General features: G+C 58.9%; 23 protein-coding genes. 15 read left to right on the forward strand and 8 right to left on the reverse strand.

Features of this window, described 5'->3' with window-relative positions; translation table 11 throughout:
* Positions 1 to 65: 65 nt before the first annotated feature.
* The 11 genes from ACR3E7_RS20600 to ACR3E7_RS20650 all read left to right on the forward strand — a co-directional run bounded on the left by ACR3E7_RS20600 (position 66) and on the right by ACR3E7_RS20650 (position 9,076).
* Positions 66 to 251 (forward strand): hypothetical protein, encoded by a 186-nt coding sequence (locus ACR3E7_RS20600; RefSeq protein WP_480503879.1) that lies wholly within the window; start codon positions 66 to 68, stop codon positions 249 to 251.
* Positions 252 to 275: 24 nt separating this feature from the next.
* Entirely contained in the window at positions 276 to 1,421 is a 1,146-nt protein-coding gene (locus tag ACR3E7_RS20605) for a TRAP transporter substrate-binding protein (protein ID WP_480503881.1), read from the forward strand.
* 112 nt (positions 1,422 to 1,533) lie between these two features.
* Complete coding sequence (locus tag ACR3E7_RS20610) at positions 1,534 to 2,046, forward strand: TRAP transporter small permease (protein ID WP_170771932.1); 513 nt, start codon at positions 1,534 to 1,536, stop codon at positions 2,044 to 2,046.
* 11 nt (positions 2,047 to 2,057) lie between these two features.
* Positions 2,058 to 3,386 carry a TRAP transporter large permease gene (locus ACR3E7_RS20615; RefSeq protein WP_170771930.1) on the forward strand — a complete coding sequence of 443 codons (1,329 nt, stop codon included), beginning with the start codon at positions 2,058 to 2,060 and terminating at the stop codon, positions 3,384 to 3,386.
* Positions 3,387 to 3,398: 12 nt separating this feature from the next.
* Entirely contained in the window at positions 3,399 to 4,706 is a 1,308-nt protein-coding gene (hisD, locus tag ACR3E7_RS20620) for a histidinol dehydrogenase (RefSeq protein WP_480503882.1), read from the forward strand.
* Entirely contained in the window at positions 4,699 to 5,460 is a 762-nt protein-coding gene (locus ACR3E7_RS20625; protein ID WP_480504076.1) for an SDR family NAD(P)-dependent oxidoreductase, read from the forward strand. The genes hisD and ACR3E7_RS20625 overlap by 8 nt, the downstream gene beginning before the upstream one ends.
* Positions 5,457 to 6,437 (forward strand): alcohol dehydrogenase catalytic domain-containing protein, encoded by a 981-nt coding sequence (locus ACR3E7_RS20630; protein ID WP_480503883.1) that lies wholly within the window; start codon positions 5,457 to 5,459, stop codon positions 6,435 to 6,437. Before ACR3E7_RS20625 ends, ACR3E7_RS20630 begins: the two co-directional genes overlap by 4 nt.
* 23 nt (positions 6,438 to 6,460) lie before the next feature.
* Entirely contained in the window at positions 6,461 to 6,871 is a 411-nt protein-coding gene (locus ACR3E7_RS20635) for a universal stress protein (RefSeq protein WP_170771922.1), read from the forward strand.
* Positions 6,872 to 6,921: 50 nt separating this feature from the next.
* On the forward strand, positions 6,922 to 7,428 hold the full coding sequence (gene comD, locus ACR3E7_RS20640) for a sulfopyruvate decarboxylase subunit alpha (RefSeq protein ID WP_170771920.1): 507 nt from the start codon (positions 6,922 to 6,924) through the stop codon (positions 7,426 to 7,428).
* Complete coding sequence (gene comE, locus ACR3E7_RS20645) at positions 7,425 to 7,979, forward strand: sulfopyruvate decarboxylase subunit beta (protein ID WP_170771917.1); 555 nt, start codon at positions 7,425 to 7,427, stop codon at positions 7,977 to 7,979. The genes comD and comE overlap by 4 nt, the downstream gene beginning before the upstream one ends.
* On the forward strand, positions 7,979 to 9,076 hold the full coding sequence (locus tag ACR3E7_RS20650) for an alpha-hydroxy acid oxidase (RefSeq protein WP_170789290.1): 1,098 nt from the start codon (positions 7,979 to 7,981) through the stop codon (positions 9,074 to 9,076). The genes comE and ACR3E7_RS20650 overlap by 1 nt, the downstream gene beginning before the upstream one ends.
* A 45-nt stretch (positions 9,077 to 9,121) precedes the next feature.
* Here ACR3E7_RS20650 and ACR3E7_RS20655 read toward each other — a convergent pair whose 3' ends face one another.
* Both ACR3E7_RS20655 and ACR3E7_RS20660 read right to left on the reverse strand, forming a co-directional pair.
* Entirely contained in the window at positions 9,122 to 9,832 is a 711-nt protein-coding gene (locus ACR3E7_RS20655) for a glutathione S-transferase family protein (RefSeq protein WP_480503884.1), read from the reverse strand.
* Positions 9,829 to 11,001, reverse strand: a complete 1,173-nt coding sequence (locus ACR3E7_RS20660; RefSeq protein ID WP_480503886.1) for a CaiB/BaiF CoA transferase family protein — start codon at positions 10,999 to 11,001, stop codon at positions 9,829 to 9,831. The genes ACR3E7_RS20655 and ACR3E7_RS20660 overlap by 4 nt, the downstream gene beginning before the upstream one ends.
* 320 nt (positions 11,002 to 11,321) lie before the next feature.
* Here ACR3E7_RS20660 and ACR3E7_RS20665 point away from each other — a divergent pair, with 320 nt between their 5' ends.
* The 3 genes from ACR3E7_RS20665 to ACR3E7_RS20675 are packed head-to-tail and all read left to right on the forward strand — an operon-like array spanning position 11,322 to position 13,738.
* On the forward strand, positions 11,322 to 12,149 hold the full coding sequence (locus ACR3E7_RS20665) for an ABC transporter substrate-binding protein (RefSeq protein WP_480503887.1): 828 nt from the start codon (positions 11,322 to 11,324) through the stop codon (positions 12,147 to 12,149).
* Positions 12,150 to 13,010, forward strand: coding sequence for an amino acid ABC transporter permease (locus tag ACR3E7_RS20670; protein ID WP_170771907.1), 861 nt, complete (start codon positions 12,150 to 12,152; stop codon positions 13,008 to 13,010). It begins immediately after the preceding gene.
* A complete protein-coding gene (locus ACR3E7_RS20675; RefSeq protein WP_170771905.1) occupies positions 13,007 to 13,738 on the forward strand; it encodes an amino acid ABC transporter ATP-binding protein in 732 nt (243 codons plus the stop codon). The genes ACR3E7_RS20670 and ACR3E7_RS20675 overlap by 4 nt, the downstream gene beginning before the upstream one ends.
* Positions 13,739 to 13,820: 82 nt before the next feature.
* On the opposite strand, the gene ACR3E7_RS20680 is transcribed toward ACR3E7_RS20675, so the two are convergent.
* The 3 genes from ACR3E7_RS20680 to ACR3E7_RS20690 all read right to left on the reverse strand — a co-directional run bounded on the left by ACR3E7_RS20680 (position 13,821) and on the right by ACR3E7_RS20690 (position 16,230).
* Positions 13,821 to 14,459 (reverse strand): RES family NAD+ phosphorylase, encoded by a 639-nt coding sequence (locus ACR3E7_RS20680; protein WP_480503888.1) that lies wholly within the window; start codon positions 14,457 to 14,459, stop codon positions 13,821 to 13,823.
* A complete protein-coding gene (locus ACR3E7_RS20685; protein WP_170783292.1) occupies positions 14,459 to 15,286 on the reverse strand; it encodes a hypothetical protein in 828 nt (275 codons plus the stop codon). Before ACR3E7_RS20685 ends, ACR3E7_RS20680 begins: the two co-directional genes overlap by 1 nt.
* Before the next feature lie 242 nt (positions 15,287 to 15,528).
* A complete protein-coding gene (locus ACR3E7_RS20690; RefSeq protein ID WP_170783291.1) occupies positions 15,529 to 16,230 on the reverse strand; it encodes a Crp/Fnr family transcriptional regulator in 702 nt (233 codons plus the stop codon).
* A 187-nt stretch (positions 16,231 to 16,417) separates the two neighbouring features.
* Here ACR3E7_RS20690 and hemA point away from each other — a divergent pair, with 187 nt between their 5' ends.
* Positions 16,418 to 17,641 (forward strand): 5-aminolevulinate synthase, encoded by a 1,224-nt coding sequence (gene hemA / locus ACR3E7_RS20695; RefSeq protein WP_480503890.1) that lies wholly within the window; start codon positions 16,418 to 16,420, stop codon positions 17,639 to 17,641.
* Positions 17,642 to 17,692: 51 nt separating this feature from the next.
* Here the strand turns inward: hemA and ACR3E7_RS20700 are convergent, their stop codons facing one another.
* Genes ACR3E7_RS20700 through ACR3E7_RS20710 form a run of 3 tightly spaced genes read right to left on the reverse strand, consistent with a single transcriptional unit; the run spans position 17,693 to position 20,447 of the window.
* Positions 17,693 to 17,980 (reverse strand): cytochrome C oxidase subunit IV family protein, encoded by a 288-nt coding sequence (locus ACR3E7_RS20700; protein ID WP_170789297.1) that lies wholly within the window; start codon positions 17,978 to 17,980, stop codon positions 17,693 to 17,695.
* A gap of 5 nt (positions 17,981 to 17,985) precedes the next feature.
* Positions 17,986 to 18,534, reverse strand: a complete 549-nt coding sequence (locus ACR3E7_RS20705; protein ID WP_480503891.1) for a cytochrome c oxidase subunit 3 — start codon at positions 18,532 to 18,534, stop codon at positions 17,986 to 17,988.
* A complete protein-coding gene (locus ACR3E7_RS20710; protein WP_480503892.1) occupies positions 18,531 to 20,447 on the reverse strand; it encodes a nitric oxide reductase activation protein NorD in 1,917 nt (638 codons plus the stop codon). Before ACR3E7_RS20710 ends, ACR3E7_RS20705 begins: the two co-directional genes overlap by 4 nt.

Genomic DNA, 20,447 nt, shown 5'->3' on the forward strand with positions numbered 1-20,447 from the left:
CGCTTGCAATTTACATGTAAGCGCTTACAAATGATGTTGAACCGAATCTCGAGAAAGCCCAAGACATGTTCCTGACCGCATCCGTTATCGTCTTCGTGATCTACTTTGCGAACGTCGCAATGGGCGCTTTTGCGGGTGGCGCATTTCTCGGCGACGTCGGAGAGATGTTGGTTCTGTTCGCGGCGTCGATCCTGTTCGTTGTCGCAATTCTGAAAAAGGAGGCTGATCGCAACGCAGAACGCGACGGCTGACTTTTTTGCTTGGGAGGGCAAACAATGAACAAGGATAAACTGGAACTGGCGTCGGCCGAGCGCCGCAATTTCCTGAAGCTCAGCGCCACGGGGGCATTCACGGCAGCCCTGGTCGCCGGGGCCGGTGGAGTTTTGTGGTCATCCGAGGCCGCCGCGCAGACCGCAAAGGAAGAACGCGAGCGTGAAAACGCGGCCGATCACGTGATGACCATCGCCACGGCCTATGTGCTGGGTGCGTCGCGCAGCTATCCAATCATGCAGCTGGACCTGAAGGAAAACATCCAGAACGCCACAAACGGCAAGGTCTATGTCAAGCTGGCCCCCGGCGGGCAGTTGGGAGCGGGCGGATCGCTGGTGCAGAAGGTTCAGGGTGGTACAATTCAGGCCGCCCAGCACTCGCTGTCGAACTTTGCACCGTTTGCCTCGACCGTAGACCTGATCAACATGCCTTATCTGTGCGGCTCGAACCAGAAATTCACCAACCTCGTGACCTCGGACACCTGGAAGAACGAGGTGCATCCCAAGGTCGAGGCCGCCGGCTTCAAGGCGCTGTTCTACGTTGTGATCGACCCGCGCGTGGTTGCGGTGCGTCAGGGTGGCAATGCAATCATCACGCCGGGCGACATGAGTGGTGTGAAGTTCCGCGTTCCGGGCTCGAAGATGCTGCAGCAATATTACCGTATGGCGGGCGCAAACCCGACGCCGGTTGCCTGGGGTGAGACCCCCTCGGCCATTAAGCAAGGTGTCGCGGATGCGCTGGACCCGTCAGTAGGCGCACTGTTCGTGTTCGGTTTCAAGGATATCCTCAGCCATGTGACCTTCACGCAGGCGGTGCCGGACAGTCAGGTCTATTCCTGTAACCTGGAGTGGTTCAATTCGATGCCGCCTGACGTTCAGGAGGGTATCATGTGGGGTGCCGAAATGACCGCGCATCAGAACCTGGCCAAAGTGCCCTCGGCCCGCGCCTACGCCATGGCCGAGCTGAACAAGGCGGGGGTCGAGTTCCACTCGCTCAGTTCCGATCAACTGGCCGAATGGGAAAGCGTCGGCGGCTATCAGAACACCGAATGGGATCCGTTTAAGACCGAGCTTGCCGGGTCGATGGACGCGTTCGAAAAGCTGGTCGAGGCCGCTGGCACGCAGGGCAAATACTACGTCCACGACGCTTAACAGACAGGCGGCGGGCGCAGCGAGTGAGCCCGCGATCTTCCAAAGCAGCCGGACCTGAAGCAGGCCCGCCACAGAAGGCTATGGCCCGGTTGCTCTTTTGCCGAGGGAACAGATGACCCTACTTCAAAACATAGACCGCAACGCCGAGCGCTGGCTGCTGCTGGTGTTCTACGTGATGCTGGTCATCACCATGGCCATCGAGGTTCTTCGGCGTGAGATTTTCGCTTTCTCGTCGATCTGGGGCGAAGAGATCGTCCGCTATTCTTTCATCTACCTTGCGTGGATCGGTGCGGCAGCAGCCGTAAAGGAACGCGCCCATATCCGCATCGACGTGATCATGCACTACCTTGGGCCGCGTCCCAAGGCGCTGCTGTATATCTTTGGCGATCTGGTCATGTTCGGCGTGGCGGTCATCGCGCTCTACTGGTCGTATGAGGCGGTGCATGTTTCGGCCAAGTTCGGGTCGGTGACGGACGGGCTGCGGGTATCGAAGGTGTGGTTCCTGATGGCCGTACCTACCGGTTTTGGGTTGATGATCTGGCGGCTGATCCAGTCGCTGATGCGCGACATTAAATGCCTGAGGGACGGCACGCCCGTCTTCGAAGGCGACAAGCTGTTTGACTGAGGGGACACGTAATGCTTTGGGGTTCTCTTAATCAAACCGTTGAACTTGGGTGGGATTTCTACCTGCCTGTGATCCTGTTCGTTGGTCTGATTGCCTTGGCTGTGCCCGTCTGGGCGGCCATCGGCACTGCCGCCATCGTGATGTTGGTCATGTCCGGCGACCTGCCGTTGAGCCTTGTGGGCGAAAGTCTGTTCACTGGCATCGACGCCTTTGCTCTGACCGCCGTACCGCTGTTCATCCTAACCGGGGACGTGCTGGTACGCACGGGGTTGTCGCGAAAGTTTCTGGACGTGGCCGAGGCGTTGACTTGTTTCGCCAAGGGTGGCTTTGGCTCGGCCACTGTTCTGGTCTGCGGCATGTTCGCGGCGATCTCGGGCTCGGACGCGGCGGGCGCTGCTGCGGTGGGCCGAATGACGATCAATCGGCTGGTCGAAAGCGGTTATCCCCGCCCCTATGCCTGTGCGCTGGTCGCGGCTGGGGCCTGTACCGGCATCCTGATCCCGCCCTCGATCGCCTATATCATCATCGGTCTTGTGCTGGGTATTTCGGCCTCGACCCTGTTTCTGGCCGCCCTCATCCCCGGATTGGCCATTCTTGTCTCGATCCTTGTAACCAACATCATCATGAACCGCATCTACGCCTATGAGGGCGGCGGCATGATGACCATGGGTGAATGGCTGGCCAATCTGGGCAAGGCGCTGAAATCCGGCTGGTACGCGTTCATTGTGCCGGGGATCATCTTCTACGGCATCTTCTCGGGCCGCCTGACGCCCACCGAGGCCGGTGCGACCGCTGTCGTCGTCACCATCATCATGGGCTTCATCCTGCGGACGCTGACGTTGGCTGATTTCCCGTCGATGCTGGTCAGTTCCGCCAAGGTGAACGGGGTGATCCTGCCGATCATTGCCTTCTCGGCTCCACTGGCCGAGGCACTGGCGATCATGGGCGTACCGCAGGGGTTCGTGACGGCCGTCACCTCGCTGACCGATGACCCCTATCTGCTGATCCTGCTGATGATCGGTATCCTCATCGCGGCAGGCTGCGTGATGGAGACGACGCCGAATATCGTGATCCTCGCCCCGATCCTGAAACCTCTGGCAGACAATATCGGGATGAACGAGATTCAGTTCTGCATCATGATGATCACCGCATTGGGCGTGGGCTTTATCACCCCGCCGTTGGGTCTGAACCTGTTCGTTGTTTCCGGGATAACCGGAGAATCAATTCTAAAAATCGCGGCGCGCGCCGTGCCCTTTGTTTTGACCATGCTGATCGTGGTAATCCTGATCGCCTATGTACCGGCGGTGTCGACGACATTGCTTCCTGCCATCTACCAATAGGACCTGCTGACCATGCCCCGTGACTATCTGAAAAAGGCGACATTGACGGCGCAATCTCATGCGTCCGAAGTGCACGACACGGTCAAGACGATCCTTGCCGAAATCGAGGCGGGTGGTGATGCCAAGGCGCTGGAATACGCCGCCAAGTTCGACAAGTTCGAAGGCAATGTGCTGATGACACCGGCCGAGATTGACGCCGCCATTGCATTGGTGCCCGAGAAGCTGAAGGCCGACATCCGCTTCGCCCATGACAACGTGCGCCGATTTGCCGAGGCCCAGAAAGCGACCGTGTCGGACGTCGAGGTTGAGATCGTACCAGGCGTGACCGCAGGCCAAAAGGCGATCCCGGTGGACGCGGCAGGCTGCTACGTCCCCGGCGGGCGCTACAGCCACATCGCCAGCGCAATCATGACCGTGACCACAGCCAAGGTGGCTGGATGTCGTCATATCACTGCTTGTTCGCCCCCGCGTCCCGGTGAAGGTGTGGCCCCAGCCATTGTCTATGCCGCCCATATCTGCGGTGCCGACAGCATCTTGGCCATGGGCGGGGTACAGGGCGTGGCCGCGATGACCTATGGGCTGTTCGGCCTGCCGCGCGCGAATATCCTTGTGGGCCCGGGCAATCAGTTCGTAGCCGAGGCCAAGCGCATCCTCTATGGCAAGGTCGGCATCGACATGATCGCCGGTCCCACAGACAGTCTGATCCTTGCCGACAGCAGCGCCGACGCGCATGTGGTGGCAACCGATTTGGTCAGTCAGGCCGAGCACGGCTACAACTCACCCGTTTGGCTGGTGACGGATGACCGGGCTTTGGCGGAAAAGGTGATGGAGCTGGTGCCCGCCCTGATCGAAGACCTACCCGAGTTGAACCGCGAGAATGCCTCGGCCGCGTGGCGCGACTATGCCGAGGTGATCCTGTGCGGCGACCGAGAGGAAATGGCCGCCTGTTCCGACTCTTACGCGCCCGAACACCTGACCGTGCAGGCCGAGGATCTGGAGTGGTGGCTGGATCGGCTGACTTGCTACGGCTCGTTGTTTTTGGGTGAGGAAACGACAGTATCCTATGGCGACAAGGCCACCGGCACCAATCACGTCCTGCCGACTTCCGGCGCGGCCAGCTATACCGGAGGGCTGAGCGTTCACAAATACATGAAGATCGTCACATGGCAGCGGGCCACCCGCGAAGGGTCGAAGCCCATCGCCATTGCGACTGCGCGGATTTCAAGACTGGAAGGCATGGAAGGCCACGCCCGCGCTGCCGATGTTCGGCTGGCGAAATACTTCCCCGATGAACAGTTCGACCTGTCCGCAGATGGATGACCCGCGCGCGCTTTTTGACCTGACCGGTCGGGTTGCGTGTGTCACCGGCGCCAGTTCCGGCCTTGGGCGGCAAGCGGCCAAGGTTCTGGCAGCCGCCGGAGCAAGGGTCGTGGCTGTAGCCCGTCGACACGATGCTTTGGCCGGGCTGGTCGCCGAGATTGGTAACAGCGCGGCCATGGTCGCCGCCGACATCGCGGATAGGGACCAGATCGAAGCGGTGGCGCAAGATATCTCGGACCCTTTCGGACCGCCGGATATTCTGATTCACGCCGCTGGAATCAACACCCGCGAAGCGGCAGATGACGTGACCGGCCAGGGTTGGGATGCAACGCTGGCCCTGAATCTGAGTGCACCGTTTTTCCTGAGCCAAGCGCTGGTGCCTGCCATGAAAGACAAGGGCTGGGGCCGCATCGTCACCTTCGCGTCTCTGCAAACCACCCGCGCCTTTCCCGGCGGCATCGCGTATGGCGCGACCAAGGCCGGGATCGGCCAGTTGACCCGCGCCATGGCCGAGGCCTGGTCGCCCCACGGTGTCACCGCCAACGCCATCGGGCCGGGGTTTTTTCCGACCGAATTGACACAAGCCGTGTTCGACGACGCCAAAAGGGCCGAGCGCAACGCCGCCCAGACCTGTATCGGGCGCAACGGACGGATGGAGGATATCAACGGGCCGATCCTTTTCTTATGCTCAAGGGCCTCGGACTATGTCACCGGACAGGTCCTGATGGTTGACGGGGGGTTCACCGCAAAATGAAAGCACTGGTGTATGAAGGCGTGGAACATGTGGCCTATCGGGATATGCCCGACGCGGCGCCGCAGGATGCCGAACATCTGATCCGGGTCGAGGCGGTGGGTATCTGCGGCTCGGACATGCACGCCTATCTGGGGCACGATGCGCGACGTCCTGCGCCGCTGATCCTGGGGCACGAAGCCGCCGGGGTAATCGTGGGCGGCCCACGCGATGGGGACAGGGTGACTATCAACCCTCTGGTCCACTGCGGCACCTGCACGGCATGCCAATCGGGCCGGGTCAATATCTGCCCCAACCGCCAGATCATCTCGATGCCGCCCCGCGAAGGGGCCTTTGCGCAATACGTCGCCATGCCGGACCGCAATCTGGTGACGGTGCCTGACGACGTGCCGCTGGCCAAAGCAGCATTGGCCGAACCGCTGGCAGTAAGCTGGCACACGGCCCGGCTAGGGCTGGAGGCGCTGCATCCCGCGATGGATCGGCGCGCCTTGGTCATCGGCGGTGGCGCCATCGGGTTGGCCGCAGCGCTGGCGCTGAAGGCAATGGGTGTCAGCGATGTCACCATCACGGAACCCAACGACGCCAGACGCACCTATGTGGCGAGTATTTGCCCCTTTAACCTGCGAGCTGAAACAACCGAGACGTTCCCACTGGTCATCGACGCGGTAGGCTTCGCAGCGACGCGCCAGGCTGCCTCGGCCCTAGTCGAACCGGGGGGTGTGATCGCTCATGTCGGCCTGGGCGACGGGGGCGACGGGTTGGACATACGCCGTATGACCTTGCAGGAAATCACATTTATCGGCACCTATACCTATACGGTCGAGGATTTCCGCCAAACCGCAAGTGCTATTTTTGATGGCAGGCTGGGCGCACTGGACTGGATCGAAATGCGGCCCCTGTCCGAAGGTGCCGATGCGTTCCGTCAGTTGCGCAACGGATCGGTGGCCGTGCCCAAGATCATCCTCACGCCGTGGGAATAGGCCCGGCAGAAACGGAGGCATTCATGTATCAGAAAATTCTTGTGCCCATGGCGCTGGATCACGACATTTCACCCCACACCTTGCAGGTGGCCCGCGCATTGGCCGCCGATGACTGCGAGATCGTGGCCTTGCATGTCTATGAGATGCCGCAGGGTTCGGTCAGCGCGTATCTGGACAAGGATGTGGTAGATGAAGGCTTTCGCGCCGCGCTGAATTTGCTGCGCGACAAGGTCTCGGGGCTCGAGGGCGTGAGGCCGGAAATCATCAAAGGCCACACCGCGCGTACCATCATTGATTTCGCCAATGAACACAGCTTTGACTGCATTGTCATCGGATCGCACAAACCGGGGCTTAGCGACTATTTCCTTGGCTCAACGGCGTCACGAGTCGTGCGCCATGCAGGCTGTGCAGTGCATGTGCATCGCCGAACCTAAACAGCTCATCGCGCTGGCAAAGCGCCCAATACAGGACGGACACACAAGATATGAACATAGACAAGAAGATCACGGATGACCTGGTGGCCAACGATATCTCGTTCGTCACCACCGTTCCGTGCAAGCAACTGGCCGGAGTTATTGCCGAGATTGACGCCCATGACAGCATCTACCACATCCCTTCTAACAAGGAAGATGAGGGCATGGGCCTGTGCGCGGGCGCATGGATGGGTGGCAAGCGTCCTGCGATCATCATGCAGAACACCGCGATCGGGGTAACGATCAATACGCTGGCCACGCTAATCCAGTACTACCGGATGCCCTTGCCCATGCTGATCTCGTACCGGGGCGAGCTGCGCGAACCCATCGCCTGTCAGGTGGAAATGGCCGTGCACACCAAGGCGCTGCTGGCACAGTTGAATATCCCGACCTATCACTTTCACAATCAGGCGGATGTCGAGGAACTGGATGCGATCCTGAAATACACCTTCATGTGCAACAAACCGGTCGCCATTCTGACCGACGCCAATTTCTGGGGAGGCTACGGCGACCAATGATCCGTTCTGACGTTTTGAAAGAAATCGCTCCGATCCTGCGTGATCAGCTTGTGGTCTGCAATATCGGTATTCCCAGTCAGGAATTGCACGCCATCGACGATCAACCCAGCAATTTCTATATGCTGGGGACAATGGGTCTGGCCTCAAGCATCGGCCTGGGCCTGGCGTTGTCGCAGCCCAAACCGGTGATAGTCATCGACGGTGATGGCTCGGTCCTGACCAATCTGGGCACTTTGCCGACCATCGCCAACAACGTAGCCGACAATTACATCCTGCTAATCGTCGACAACGGCTCTTACGGCTCGACCGGCGATCAACCGACCTACGCGGGACAGAAAACCTCGCTGACGAAAATGGCCGAGGCGGCAGGCTGCGAGCGCGTGATCGAGTGTCAGGCCGAAGACACCGGCCGGGTGCTGCAAGAGGCGCTGGATGCCAAACAGATGACCATCATTGTGTGTAAATGCGAAAGCGGAAACGCCAAGATGCCGCCGATCACGATGGACCCAGTCGTCATCCGCGACCGCTTTATGAAAGCCGTGATGGCCTGATGCTAGCCACCATCCACAGTGCCGAAGATGCCCGTCGTCTGGCGCGGCGGCGTCTTCCGTGGATGGTGTTCGACTACATAGATGGCGCAGCCGGTACCGGACAAGGGGCGATACGCAATCGCGCGGCACTGGACGCCATGACCCTGTGTCCACGGGTATTGCGAGATGTCAGCGAGCGGACGTTGGAAACGCGACTTTTTGGCAAGCCCGCGCAGCGCCCCTTTGGCATTGCACCGATGGGCATGTGCAACCTGTCCGCGCCCGGTGCCGATCTGATGCTGGCACGGTTGGCGGCGCGTTATGCCATACCTCTGGGTGTATCGACCGTCGCCTCGACCCCTATGGAGAAGCTGATCGAGATTGCCGAAGGGCACGCCTGGTTTCAGCTTTATTTTAGCGGAGACGGCGCGGGAACGTTCAAGCTGGTCGATCGCGCAAAATCAGCCGGGTACAAGACCCTTGTGCTGACCGTCGATGTCCCCGAAGTGGGTCGCCGACCGCGCGAACTGCGCCACGGGTTCAAGATGCCCTTCCGCATCGGTCCACAGCAGTTTCTGGACTTTGCGATGCATCCTCGCTGGTCCTTGGCCACATTGCGGTCGGGAAAGCCTCAGATGGCCAATTTCCTGATGGAAGGTTACGAGTTCGACCGTACCGAAAGCCGGGCCAAAGCCACGTGGGAAACGCTGGCCCGCCTGCGTGACCAATGGGACGGAAACTTGGTGCTGAAGGGTATTTTACACCCCGAAGACACGCTGGCGGCAAAATCCGCCGGAGCCGATGCGGTTCAGGTGTCCAGCCACGGCGCACGACAGTTGGACAGCGCCCCAGCCGCCTTTGACGCCTTGCGCCTGATACGAGATGCCGTTGGGCCGGAATTTCCGCTGTTTTACGACAGCGGGCTACGCTCGGGTGAAGACGCAGTCAAGGCTATGATTTCCGGCGCCAATTTTGTGTTCTTCGGCCGGGTCATGCAATACGCAATCGCCGCCGCTGGCGAGGCTGGGCTGCATCAGCTCTGGGACGTCTTGAGCGATGAATTCAGCATCACAATGGCTCAGATCGGGGCCACTTCCATCGACGATCTAAACCCCTGACCATTTGGCTGAACTCTTCTGCCCAGGCTTTTTGACCACCAATTTCTAGGTTGGCTTCGTGGGTTCGGTCATCAGATGTGCAGCGGACTGGTTGAACAGGGTGGCGTGTTGCTTGGCCGTGGCCTTGCCCGAGAACTGAGCGTCCTTGTGCAGGTTGATCGCGTCGATCACCGACGGGCGCGCTTTGATACGCTGACGCCAAGCGGCCACATTGGGGAATCCGTCCAGTGAAACCCCCAAGGGTTTCGCAATAAAGGCCCAAGGGAAACACATCATGTCCACGATGGAATAGCGATCCAGCATATAATCCCGACCCTCCAGCCAGGTTTCCATCACCGCCAGCGCGCGCTCGAATTCGCCTTTGTAGCGTTTATGGGCATAGGGCTGATCTTCGGGGCTGTAATTCACGAAGTGACTCAGCTGCCCACCCATCGGGCCTTGGTTGGCGGCCTGCCAGAACAACCACTCGTTAAAGGCTATCCGTTCGGCCGGGGTTTGCGGCCCGAACTGTCCCGTCCGCTCAGCCAGATAGAGCAGAATTGCGCCGCTCTCGAATACGGTTTGCGGCCCATCAGGCGCGTCGTGATCGACAATTGCGGGCATTTTCGCGTTGGGGCTGATGGCGCGGAAGGCAGGCGTGAACTGGTCTCCGGCGCGCAGATTCATTAGGACGGTGCGATGCTCCAACCCCGTTTCGCCCAGCATGATCGCCACTTTCCAACCATTCGGAGTAGGAGAATAGTAAAAGTCGATCATGAGGCGTCTCCTGACTGCGCCTCCGCGCGCACTGCGTCTGTATGTTCGCCCAGCTCTGGCGCCGGGCGCAGATCGGTTGCGGGCGTGCCGTGAAATACGGCGGCAGGGCGGGTTTGACGCAATCGGCCCGCCGCGGGATGGTCATATTCCACGATCATCCCGTTGGCGTGCAATTGTGGATGTTGGCGCATCTCTTGCCGGGTCAGAACAGGTGCACAGGGCACCCCGGCCTTTTCCAGTTCGGCCAACAGGGTGTCACGGTCGATTTCCTGCACGATAGTCTGGGTCAGCTCCAGCCGGGCATGGCGGTTGATGTCGCGCAATTCGGGGGTCTTGAACCGTTCATCTTCCAGAACATCGAGGCGACCCGTGGCGTGGGCCAGCGCCTCCCAATGCTTGTTGAGCATGACCGAGATGCTGAGATACCCACCCTTCACCTTGTAGATCAGGTCGTGGAAAGACTGGCTTTCCTCTTTCTCCATCTCATCGCCAACAAATGTGTGGCCGTTCATATCCGAGGCCCAAAGGAAAGCTGTCACCGTGTCCAGCATCGACAGGGTCACTTTCTGCCCCTGCCCCGTGCGTTCGCGTGCGAACAACGCAGCGGTGATCGCCTGGCTCGCTTGCACCGCCGTCAACTTGTCGGGCAGAATGGTGCGCACCAGACGCGGGCGTTCCTCGTCCGAACCGGCCTGTACCGTGGTCAAGGCCGACAAAGCCTGAATCAGCGGGTCATATACCGGTTTATTCGCCAAGGGACCGTCGAACCCGAAGCCCGAAATCGACATATAGACCAGACGCGGATTCAGAGCGCTTAACACCTCATAGCTCAGGCCCAAACGATCCACGACACCGGGGCGGAAATTCTGGATGAACACATCTGCGGTTTTGACCAGAGACTTGATCATCTCGATATCGTCAGGGTTCTTCAGATCCGCCACTACCGAGCGCTTGTTGCGGTTGTTATTGAGGTATGAGGCCGAATGCCCACCCCGCCGCGTGGCCACATGGCGGGTAAAATCGCCTTCGGCGCGCTCGATCTTGATGACATCTGCGCCCTGATCCGCAAGGATCATCGTGCTCATCGGGCCCGAGACCACAGCCGTCAGATCCACCACCCGGACGCCCGACAGCGGCCCGTTGCGCCGAAGGTTTTCGCTTTGTGTCATCTCCAGATCCTTTTGATCCCCGTGCCGATGCTAACTCCGGCACCGGCCAGAACGTAGAGCAAAAAGCTGGGGTGTCGTCGTCCAATATGCAAGCACCCGCTGCATTTGCACCAGTTTTGTGGACTAAATACTCACCTATGAGGCCGTTTTCTGAAAACGCCTTGGCAACTCATCATGTTACAAGCCTCAGGCGTTCTTCGGGCATCCCTGCGCAGCGCTTCATCTGTTGCGTTCGCGCTGCAAATGTCTTGACGGCCGCTGCACTAGACAAAGCCTTTTACCTGTAGGAACCTGTAGCCAAACAGAAAACAGGGAGACATTTGATGAAACTGCTTTCCAGCACAGCTTTGGCTTTGATGGTCTCTGCGACGGTGGCGTATGCCGCAGGCGGTGGTGCCTGTGCCATGGACAAAACACTTGTGGAAGGAACGCTGACCATCGCCACTGGGAACCCGGCCTATTATCCTTGGGTGATGGATGACGCGCCCGAAAGCGGTCAGGGGTTCGAAGCGGCTGTTGCTTATGCCATCGCTGATAAAATGGGTTTCAGCTCGGATGATGTCACCTGGGTCCGCACCAGCTTCGATGAGGCGATTCAACCTGGCGCGAAGAACTTTGACTTCAACATGCAGCAATACTCGATCACCGCCGAGCGCGAGGAAATGGTCGATTTCAGCCTGCCATACTACGCCTCGGCCATGGCGGTTCTGACAACTCAAAATGTGGTCGACAACGGCGCCCAAGCAACATTGGACAGCCTCAAGGGTTTGAAATGGGGTGCCGTGGCCACCACGACTGCGCTGCCGATCCTCAATGACCTGATCCAACCTGCCAGCGATCCGCTGCTTTACAATGACAATGCCGATGTGAATGCCGCCATTATGGCGGGCCAGATCGACGCCGCACTGTATGATCTGCCCACGGCACTTTATCTGTCGGCCGTGGTGGTGGAAGGCGGCGCGCTCTTGGGTCAGTTCCCGCCGGACAAGTCGGAAAACCCCGATCAGTTCGGACTTCTGATGGAGGAAGGGAACCCGTTGAAGGAATGCGTCGACGCGGCGATATCTGAACTAACGGAAAGTGGCGAGCTTGCCGCCATCGAGGCCCAATGGCTGGCCGAGGCCACGGGTGTTCCGGTCATCGAATAAATGAGCGAAACATCGGTGCAGAACAAGGCGACCGAGCGCTCTGGCTCGGCGCCCACGCGGCGTGAGGTCTATGAGGCCGGGATTCGGCGGCGCTCGAACCGGATCGCGTTGACTTCAACGGCTATCGTGGTGCTGGCCATTGTGGTGCTAGTGCCGCTTGCCCCCGGCTGGGATGCTGTACAGCGCGCCTTTTTCAACGGTCGGGTCTTTGCGGCGACGTTTCCGGGCCTGCTCGAGGCCTTTCTGCTGAACGTGATGATTTTTGCGTGGTCCGCGCCGCTTATTGCCATCACCGGCCTTGCCATTGCGCTGTGTCGTGACACTCGCGCGCCGGCGCTGTTTCCGCTTCGGCTGTTCGGGATTGCGTATACGGATATCTTCCGTGGCTTGCCGGTGGTTCTCGTCATCTATATCATTGGCTTCGGGGTGCCCGGCCTTGGCCTACCGAGACCCTGGAACAGCCCCTATATCTGGGGCACCTTGGCGCTGGTGCTGGTCTACTCGGCTTATGTGGCTGAAGTTATCCGTTCCGGCATCGACTCGATCCATCAGTCACAACGATCCGCCGCAGCCTCCTTGGGTCTGAGCGATCAGGACACCATGCGTTTTGTGGTATTGCCGCAGGCTATCCGCAACGTTGTTCCTGCCAATATGAACCTCTTCATTGCCTTGCAGAAGGACGTGGCGCTTTTGTCTTTCATCGGTCCGGTCGAGATTTTTCGTCAGGCCGGGGTCTACAAATCGCTTTACGCGAATTTTACGCCCTATGTCGGTGCCGCGCTCATCTTCCTAGCCCTGACCATCCCTGCCACACGATATGCAGATTATCTGATGAACAAGCAGAACCGGGCGCGCACATGACGACGAAACTATCCTTGCGAGGGGTACGCAAACGGTTTGGCGATCACGAAGTCTGCAAAGGCATTGATCTGGACGTGGCCGAGGGCGAGATGGTCTGTCTGATCGGGGCGTCCGGGTCTGGCAAATCGACGCTCTTGCGCTGCATGAACCTGCTGGAACCGATTGACGATGGCGCGATTTGGCTGGACGGCGCGGACATATCCGAGCCGGGGCTGGACCCACAGCCTGTGCGCCAGCAAATCGGCATTGTATTTCAAAGCTACAACCTCTTTCCCCACATGACCGCAGCCGAGAACGTGATGCTGGCCCCGCGTCGTGTACGTGGTTTGAGCCGGCAAGACCTGCTTCCAAGGGTAACGCAGCTTTTTGCCCGCTTCGGGTTGGGCGAACGGATGGGGCACTATCCAGATCAGCTTTCAGGTGGCCAACAGCAACGGGTGGCGATCATCCGAGCGTTGGCGATGGAGCCCCAGATCATGCTCTTTGACGAGATAACAAGCGCGCTTGATCCCGAACTTGTGGGCGAGGTGCTGGATGTGCTGCGCGATCTGCGACAGCAGGGCATGACCATGGTGCTGGCAACCCATGAGATGGGTTTTGCTCGAGAACTGGCTGACAAGGTCTGCTTTCTGGATGCAGGTCGTATTCTGGAACAAGGCCCGCCCGAGGTACTTTTTGCTGCGCCGCAAGAAGAACGCACCAAGGCCTTTCTTGCGCGGGTCCTCTGACCATATTGGTCCCGCCCAGTGGGCGTCCGCAACATCCTTTGCTGCATCGTTTCCACCTTTACTGTTGCGCGCAGGCATCTTGTTATGGGTTGATCAAAGCAACTTGGTACTTGTCGAGAATTTCCGCCAGTTCAGCACCGTAAGAGAACAGGGGTTCGCTGCGGACTGATCGGACTTTGGTCATCCCACGTTCAAATACTGCCACATTAGACTGTTCATTCAGGCGGGATGAAAAAATGATCCCGTCGGGCTGATCTTTATGTTCATGAATGGCCAGTGACCAAATCTGTCCCAATTCATGAGACTGTGCCCGGACCGCATCTGTCGGGATCCGATAAGACAGGGTGCCTGACCCACGGAGGTCCAAAAGTTTCAAAGGTTCTGTTGTGGCGATTTGAACTATCGACCATCCTTGCAGATACTTTCGAGAGATGGGGATACCTTCCTTGCCGGCGCCCAGCCCGCTGTCGCGTATGATGGCTTCTAAAACGCAAGTTTCGACACTCGTCCCGAAATAAACAGTCGCGTACGTATCGGCAGTGCCGCTACCAATCCTGGGATCTGAGAAACGGCTTGGAGCGGGGCGAAACCCCAACGGGTTTGGATATCGTGTCTGAAACGCGCGAAAATGCGGCACCTGGTCAAGGTCAACAAGATTGAGATCGCGCGCGTGGAATGCCTCGGTCGGCAGGAATTCATCAGGAAACAGACTGTCTGGCATTAAGTTGTGCTACCGCCAAGTACACCATCTATATGCGCCAGAACTTTTGAGGCTTCTCCACGGCGAAGTTTTTCGTAGACGGGCTCTCCTTGCGCATCCGGAAAAGTTTCGGTCAGCATCCGATAGGCCGTCCAGGCGTCACCGTCCAAACGATCAATGACCTCGCTTAGTCCCTCAATTGTTTCTCCGGTCGGCAAGATTTGCCACTCGGGATATTTGAGCGTCTTCGGCCCCCCGCGCAAAGCAAGAAGCTGTCCCGATTTGCGGCGCTTGTCGATTGCTTGGCGTGTAACACCAATGAGATCGGCCAATTGAGGTGTGGTCAGCATCTCATCACCAGCAAGCACAGCTTTGCTCGCGGCAACGCCGCGTCGTTCAGCGGCGCGCAGTGCCTTCTCAAGCGGGCTATTGACCACGGAACCTGTCGACTTTGAAACTTCGACAAACTTTGCCAAAGTATATGATTTTTCGCGCCGACCGCCTCGGGCGTGTTTACCCTTCGAACCCTTCTTGACACCTGCCGTAAGCGTCTTTGCGGCGGGGATATCGGTATGAATCCTGACACTTCCCTGAACATACTCAACGTTACTGACGGCATGCTCCACGCCATAGAAGGCCTTTTGCGTACTAGGGTTGCCTGTCTGCGGAATGCTCGGCTCGGAACTATGACCAAAGGCCACAACCTCCTCTTCGCCCAGGTTGGACAACATGGTCCTCAAAGCGGCCCCGAGATCGGCATCACTTGCATTCATATCGAACGATGACACCTCAACCCCACCGGGCATCGCGGCGGAAGTTCCTGTTTTCATGTTTGTTTTTCGGGTCATATCGGAAACCGTTTTTGTGAAAGCGTGAGAAGCGATCAGTCCGCACTAGACTTCAACGGACACTACTACGCTCTGCCAATATGGTATCAATTGACAATTTTGTCAACTTGAGCAACCTAGTCAACTTTGCCAACCTAACAAAAGCACACGGAAGATTCCCTGTATGAAACTGACAACTAGCTGAAATGAATTATGAAATGCCTCAAATACGCCACCTCAGCGGACGATTGAGTGCACCTTAGCTACCACGATTTCCCACTAGGAGATTCATCTTCAACATAGCTACGGAGCGCGTCGATATCCGAAATCTCGGCATGGTTTCGATTGATATTCACACCAACTGTTTTGAGCCTGGAAAACGCTCGGCTTAGGCTTTCGGGTTTCATTCCCAAACGACCGGCAATAAGCATCTTGTCGTAAGGTAGCGACACGTCGCAACGACCTTCGTCGCTGTCGCAAAGGTTCAACAAAAACTCGGCGACCCGCTGAGCGCCCGTTTGCGCCTTGAGCTGCTCTAGTTGAGCGACCAACGAATGCAAATGGGTAAACGTGGACGCCAGGATTGATATTCCTATTTCGGGGTCTTCTTTCATCAACGAGATCAGGATCGGGCTGGGGATATGCATCAATTCGCAAGCCGATACCGCTTCGGCTGATACCGGATACGGTACGTTTCGCAGGGCCACAGCCTCGCCAAAACTGTCGCCGCGCTTGAAAACACTGACGACAGCTTCTGCGCCGGTCGGTGTAATGCGAAACAGTTTAATCCACCCCGCCAGTACAACGTGAACAGCCTTCGCAGTTTCTTCCTGAAGGAAAATTGTCTCGCCACGATCATATTGCCGCCATATCGCATGGCTCAACAGCGTCTCGACGTGCTGATCCGGCAAACTGCGCAGCAAAATCGACTGACGTGCGATCGCTTTTTGTGCTTCATGAGGCAAGAATACTCTCCCGGTGTCTTTTAAGCCGCCGAAAAACCACCGTCCGGGCAGACTGTCTTTAAGTTATGTCAAACCCGCAGCGTTCGCATCAATCTTTTGATGCCGGGTCAACTTGACAATAGTCATGTCGAAAGCTGCACGCCTGGCTTACCCTTGGTGCAACGCCAGCAATCCGGGGGAGCACGAAATGGACTACGAGCGATTTTTTACCCAGCGCCTTAATGCCCTTCGGGACGAAGGAAACTATCGTGTATTCATAGACCTGCAACGACGCTGCGGGTTTTTTCCCAATGCAAGGCAAACCGATGGCACCGCAGAACGAGATGTGCGCATCTGGTGTTCCAACGACTATCTGGGCATGGGTCAGCACCCCGCTGTCATTGCCGCCATGCATGACGCGCTGGATCGCTGCGGCGCAGGTGCGGGCGGCACGCGCAATATTTCGGGCACCACCCATGACCACGTGCTGCTTGAGGCTGAACTGGCCGACTTGCATGGCAAAGAGGCCGCGCTGCTGTTCACCTCGGGCTATGTGTCGAACTGGGCGGCGTTGGGGACGCTGGCGGCAAAAATTCCAGACCTGATCGTTTTCTCTGATGCGCTGAACCATGCCTCGATGATCGAAGGCATCCGCCACTCACGGGCACAGAAGGTGATCTGGGCCCATAACGACCTTGCAGATCTTGAGGCCAAGCTGGCCGCAGCCGACCCCGACGCGCCCAAGATGATCGCCTTTGAATCGGTCTATTCCATGGATGGCGATATCGCGCCCATCAAAGAGATTTGCGATCTGGCAGATAAATACGGCGCGATGACCTATTTGGACGAAGTCCACGCCGTCGGGCTGTATGGCCCCCGCGGCGGCGGTATTGCCGAACGCGAAGGGCTGATGGATCGCCTGACCGTGATCGAGGGCACGCTGGGCAAAGCGTTTGGCGTGGTGGGCGGCTATATCGCGGCCTCGGCCGCGCTTTGTGACTTCGTGCGCAGCTTTGCCAGCGGGTTCATCTTTACCACAGCACTGCCACCTTCTGTTGCGGCAGGCGCTGCGGCGTCGATCCGACATCTGAAACAGTCGAATGTAGAGCGCGACCTGCAAAAAGCCCGCGTGGCGCAGGTGCGCGCGCGGCTAGATGCCCAGGGCATTCCGCATCTGCCCAACCCCAGCCATATCATCCCGGTCATGGTGGCCGATCCAGTGAAGTGCAAATTCATCTCGGACACACTGTTGGAGGAGTTCGGCATCTATATTCAGCCGATCAACTACCCCACCGTCCCCAAAGGAACCGAGCGTCTGCGGATCACCCCCTCGCCCATACATACGGATGAAGATATCGACCATCTGGTCGGCGCGCTGTCCGCTCTCTGGCAGCGTTGCCAGATCGCGCGGATGCCGATGGCAGCTCAATAACCAAAGCGCCCCCACGCTTGAAAGGCCGTCGCCCCTTGGGGTGGCGGTTTTTCATATCAGGTAGAGGCCAAACAACACCACTGCAAAGCAGATCAGACCAAAGCTGAAGCCGCGCAGCCAGGCAGGGCTGTGAGCAAGGTCCAAATAGCGGGCCAGGATGAGGCGCGATTTGATCAGCCCAAGCAACAGGATCGCTGCGGCCAGTGCCGATCTGGGGATCGGCAACGGGATCAGCAGGGCCGACGCAACAGTCAGCGCCAGCAAAGCCACCCAGGTGCGTGTGAGCGGGTTCAGGAGCCTCCGGCGGCCGTATTTGGAACAAGAAGAAAGTGCGGACATCGCCCTTATCCCAAAAGGTAAATAACAGGGAACAGCATTATCCAGACCAGATCGACCATGTGCCAGAACTGGGCGCCCACCTCGATGTTGCGGGGGTGGTCGTGCCAGGCGACCAGCAGAAGCACACCCACACCGGCCAGCACATGTGCCGCGTGAAAGCCGGTCAGCAGGTAGTAGAATAGGAAGAACGGGTGTGTTTCGAACGAGATGCCCTGGGCGGCTTTGTCCGCGTATTCGATCCCTTTGATGATCAAAAAGACAACACCCAGAAGGGCCGCGCCGATCAGGCTGAACCGCGCAGCTTTGCCACGCTCAGTCTGCCGCCAATGCAGTGCCATTGCCGCCAGATACCCTGACGTCACCAGAACTGCGGTATTCAGGGCGGCTCCGGCTCGGTGCAGATGCGACTGCGCCTCGGCAAAGCCTGTCGGGTCGGTCAGGCGCACGCCCATGAACGCGATTAGGCCCGCGCCGAAAACCAGCAGTTCCGAGATGATCAATACCCACATCAGCAACTCGCCCGGAAGTGCGTCGATCAGAGAGCTGTCGCTCATGCGCCGACCAATTGGCGGTAGATCTGCGGCAGCGCCATGGTCAGGCGGTGCGGGTCGGGGATGACGGCGAAACCACCCTGGCCAAACATGCGCGGGAACCAGCTTTTGCCGATCTTGTCGATAGTTACACCGAATACCGATTGCCCGGCGCGGCGCGCCTCGCGGATCGCCATGCAGGTGTCCTCGATTCCGTGGCGACCTTCGTAGTGGTCCAGATCGTTAGGTTTGCCGTCGGTGACGACCAACAGCAAGCGGCGTTTTCGGGATTGCGCCGCCAGATCGGCCGAGCAATGGCGAATCGCGGCCCCAAGCCTCGTGTAGTGACCTGGACGCAGCGAGGCGATGCGTTGTTCGACGGTGCAGCCCATCGGCTCATCGAACCGCTTGCAACGTTGCAGAAAGACGCGCTGACGTTTCAGCGAACTGAAGGCGTGGATGGTGAAATCGTCGCCGCAGGCATTCAGGCCCCAAGCTAAGGCTGCCAACGCCTCGCGTTCGATGTCGATTACCGCGCGACCAGTGACGGCACTTTCGGTCGAGCGGCTGACATCCAGCAGGATCGAGACCGCCAGATCGCGCGCCTCGGGGCGGGATTGCATCCAGATGCGTTCATTGCCTTCGCCGCTGGCATGGCGATCGGTCTCGGCACGCACGGCGGCTTCTATATCCAGCTGATCACCGTCCAGATGGCCACGCGTCATGACGCGGCCCGGGCGCAGAGCCTCGAACTGACGTTTGACGGCACGGATGCGGCGGGCGGTGGCCGGATTCTTGCCAAACTCGGCGGCGTCGTCGCGGATATCGGCGTCGGACAGCAAAACGTTCACATGGTCTGGCAGGTACTGACCGGTGCGCACATCCCATTCGGGATAGAGAATTCGGCCCGACAGGCGTTCGCGATTCACGTCCTCGGGGGCCAGGTCCAGATGCAGTTTCAGCTTGGTGGGCGGGGCTTTGGAAATCTGGCCCAGCCCGATCTCTTCCTGATCGTCGGCGGCTTTTTTGGCGTTGTCGGGGTCGTCATCATCGATGCGCCGGTTGATGTTCAGGAACTCGGCCCAGCTAAGGATGGCTTCGAACTTATGCAGGATGAAACTGTCGCTGCGGTTGGCCTGATCGGATTTGCGACGGCGAGCGCGGTGGGTTTTTTCGCCCGATTCCTCGGGTTCTCCTTCGGTGTCGGGGTTCTCGACCTCATTGTGTTCGGAAAAGCCGACGGTGCGTAGCTCTGGCCACAGGGGCACCGGGCGAAAGCGTTGATAGCCGCGCGGGGCCTCAGCCTGAAGGTCCAGATAGGCGCGGGCCCGGTCGGACAGCGGATCGGGATCGCCAAGCATGTTTCGGATGATGCTTTCAACCGCCGCTTCGGCAGGGGGCAGATCGGGGACGCTGCGTTGATGCAGCAAACCCTTGCACAGCTCGGCATATAGCGGGCGCAGGCCGGGGGCGTCTTCCAGGGTGTCCCTGACCATCTGCCGGGCCGCAGCCAGCGCGCGCAGATCAGCGCGCAGCAGGTCGGTTTCGTCTGTGCGGGTTCCGGCATGGGCCGCTGCAGCGGCCAGCCAGACATAAAGCGCACCATTGGCCTCGCGCAGCGGATAGACCGCTAATCGGTCGGGCAGACGCAGAACCTCTCCGTCGAACGAGGCGCGCGGCATCAGCTCGGCCTCGGTCGCCAGTTTGCGGCGCCAGCTTAGACGGTGGCGTGAAATCTCGGGTGAGACCGAGCGCAATTCAACGCCCGGGCTACCCCCAAGTCCTCGAAAGAGGACGGCCAGCCGCCCCGCGACCTCTGAGAGGTCGACCGCGGCTCCATCATGCACCTTGGGTGCATCGAGGCGGCTGGCAAGGGTGTGCCACAGTTTCCCGATCGTTTCTTCGGGTTCCCATGGCTCAAAATCGATCCTGACCAT

Source organism: Ruegeria sp. BK1 (genome assembly GCF_056535645.1).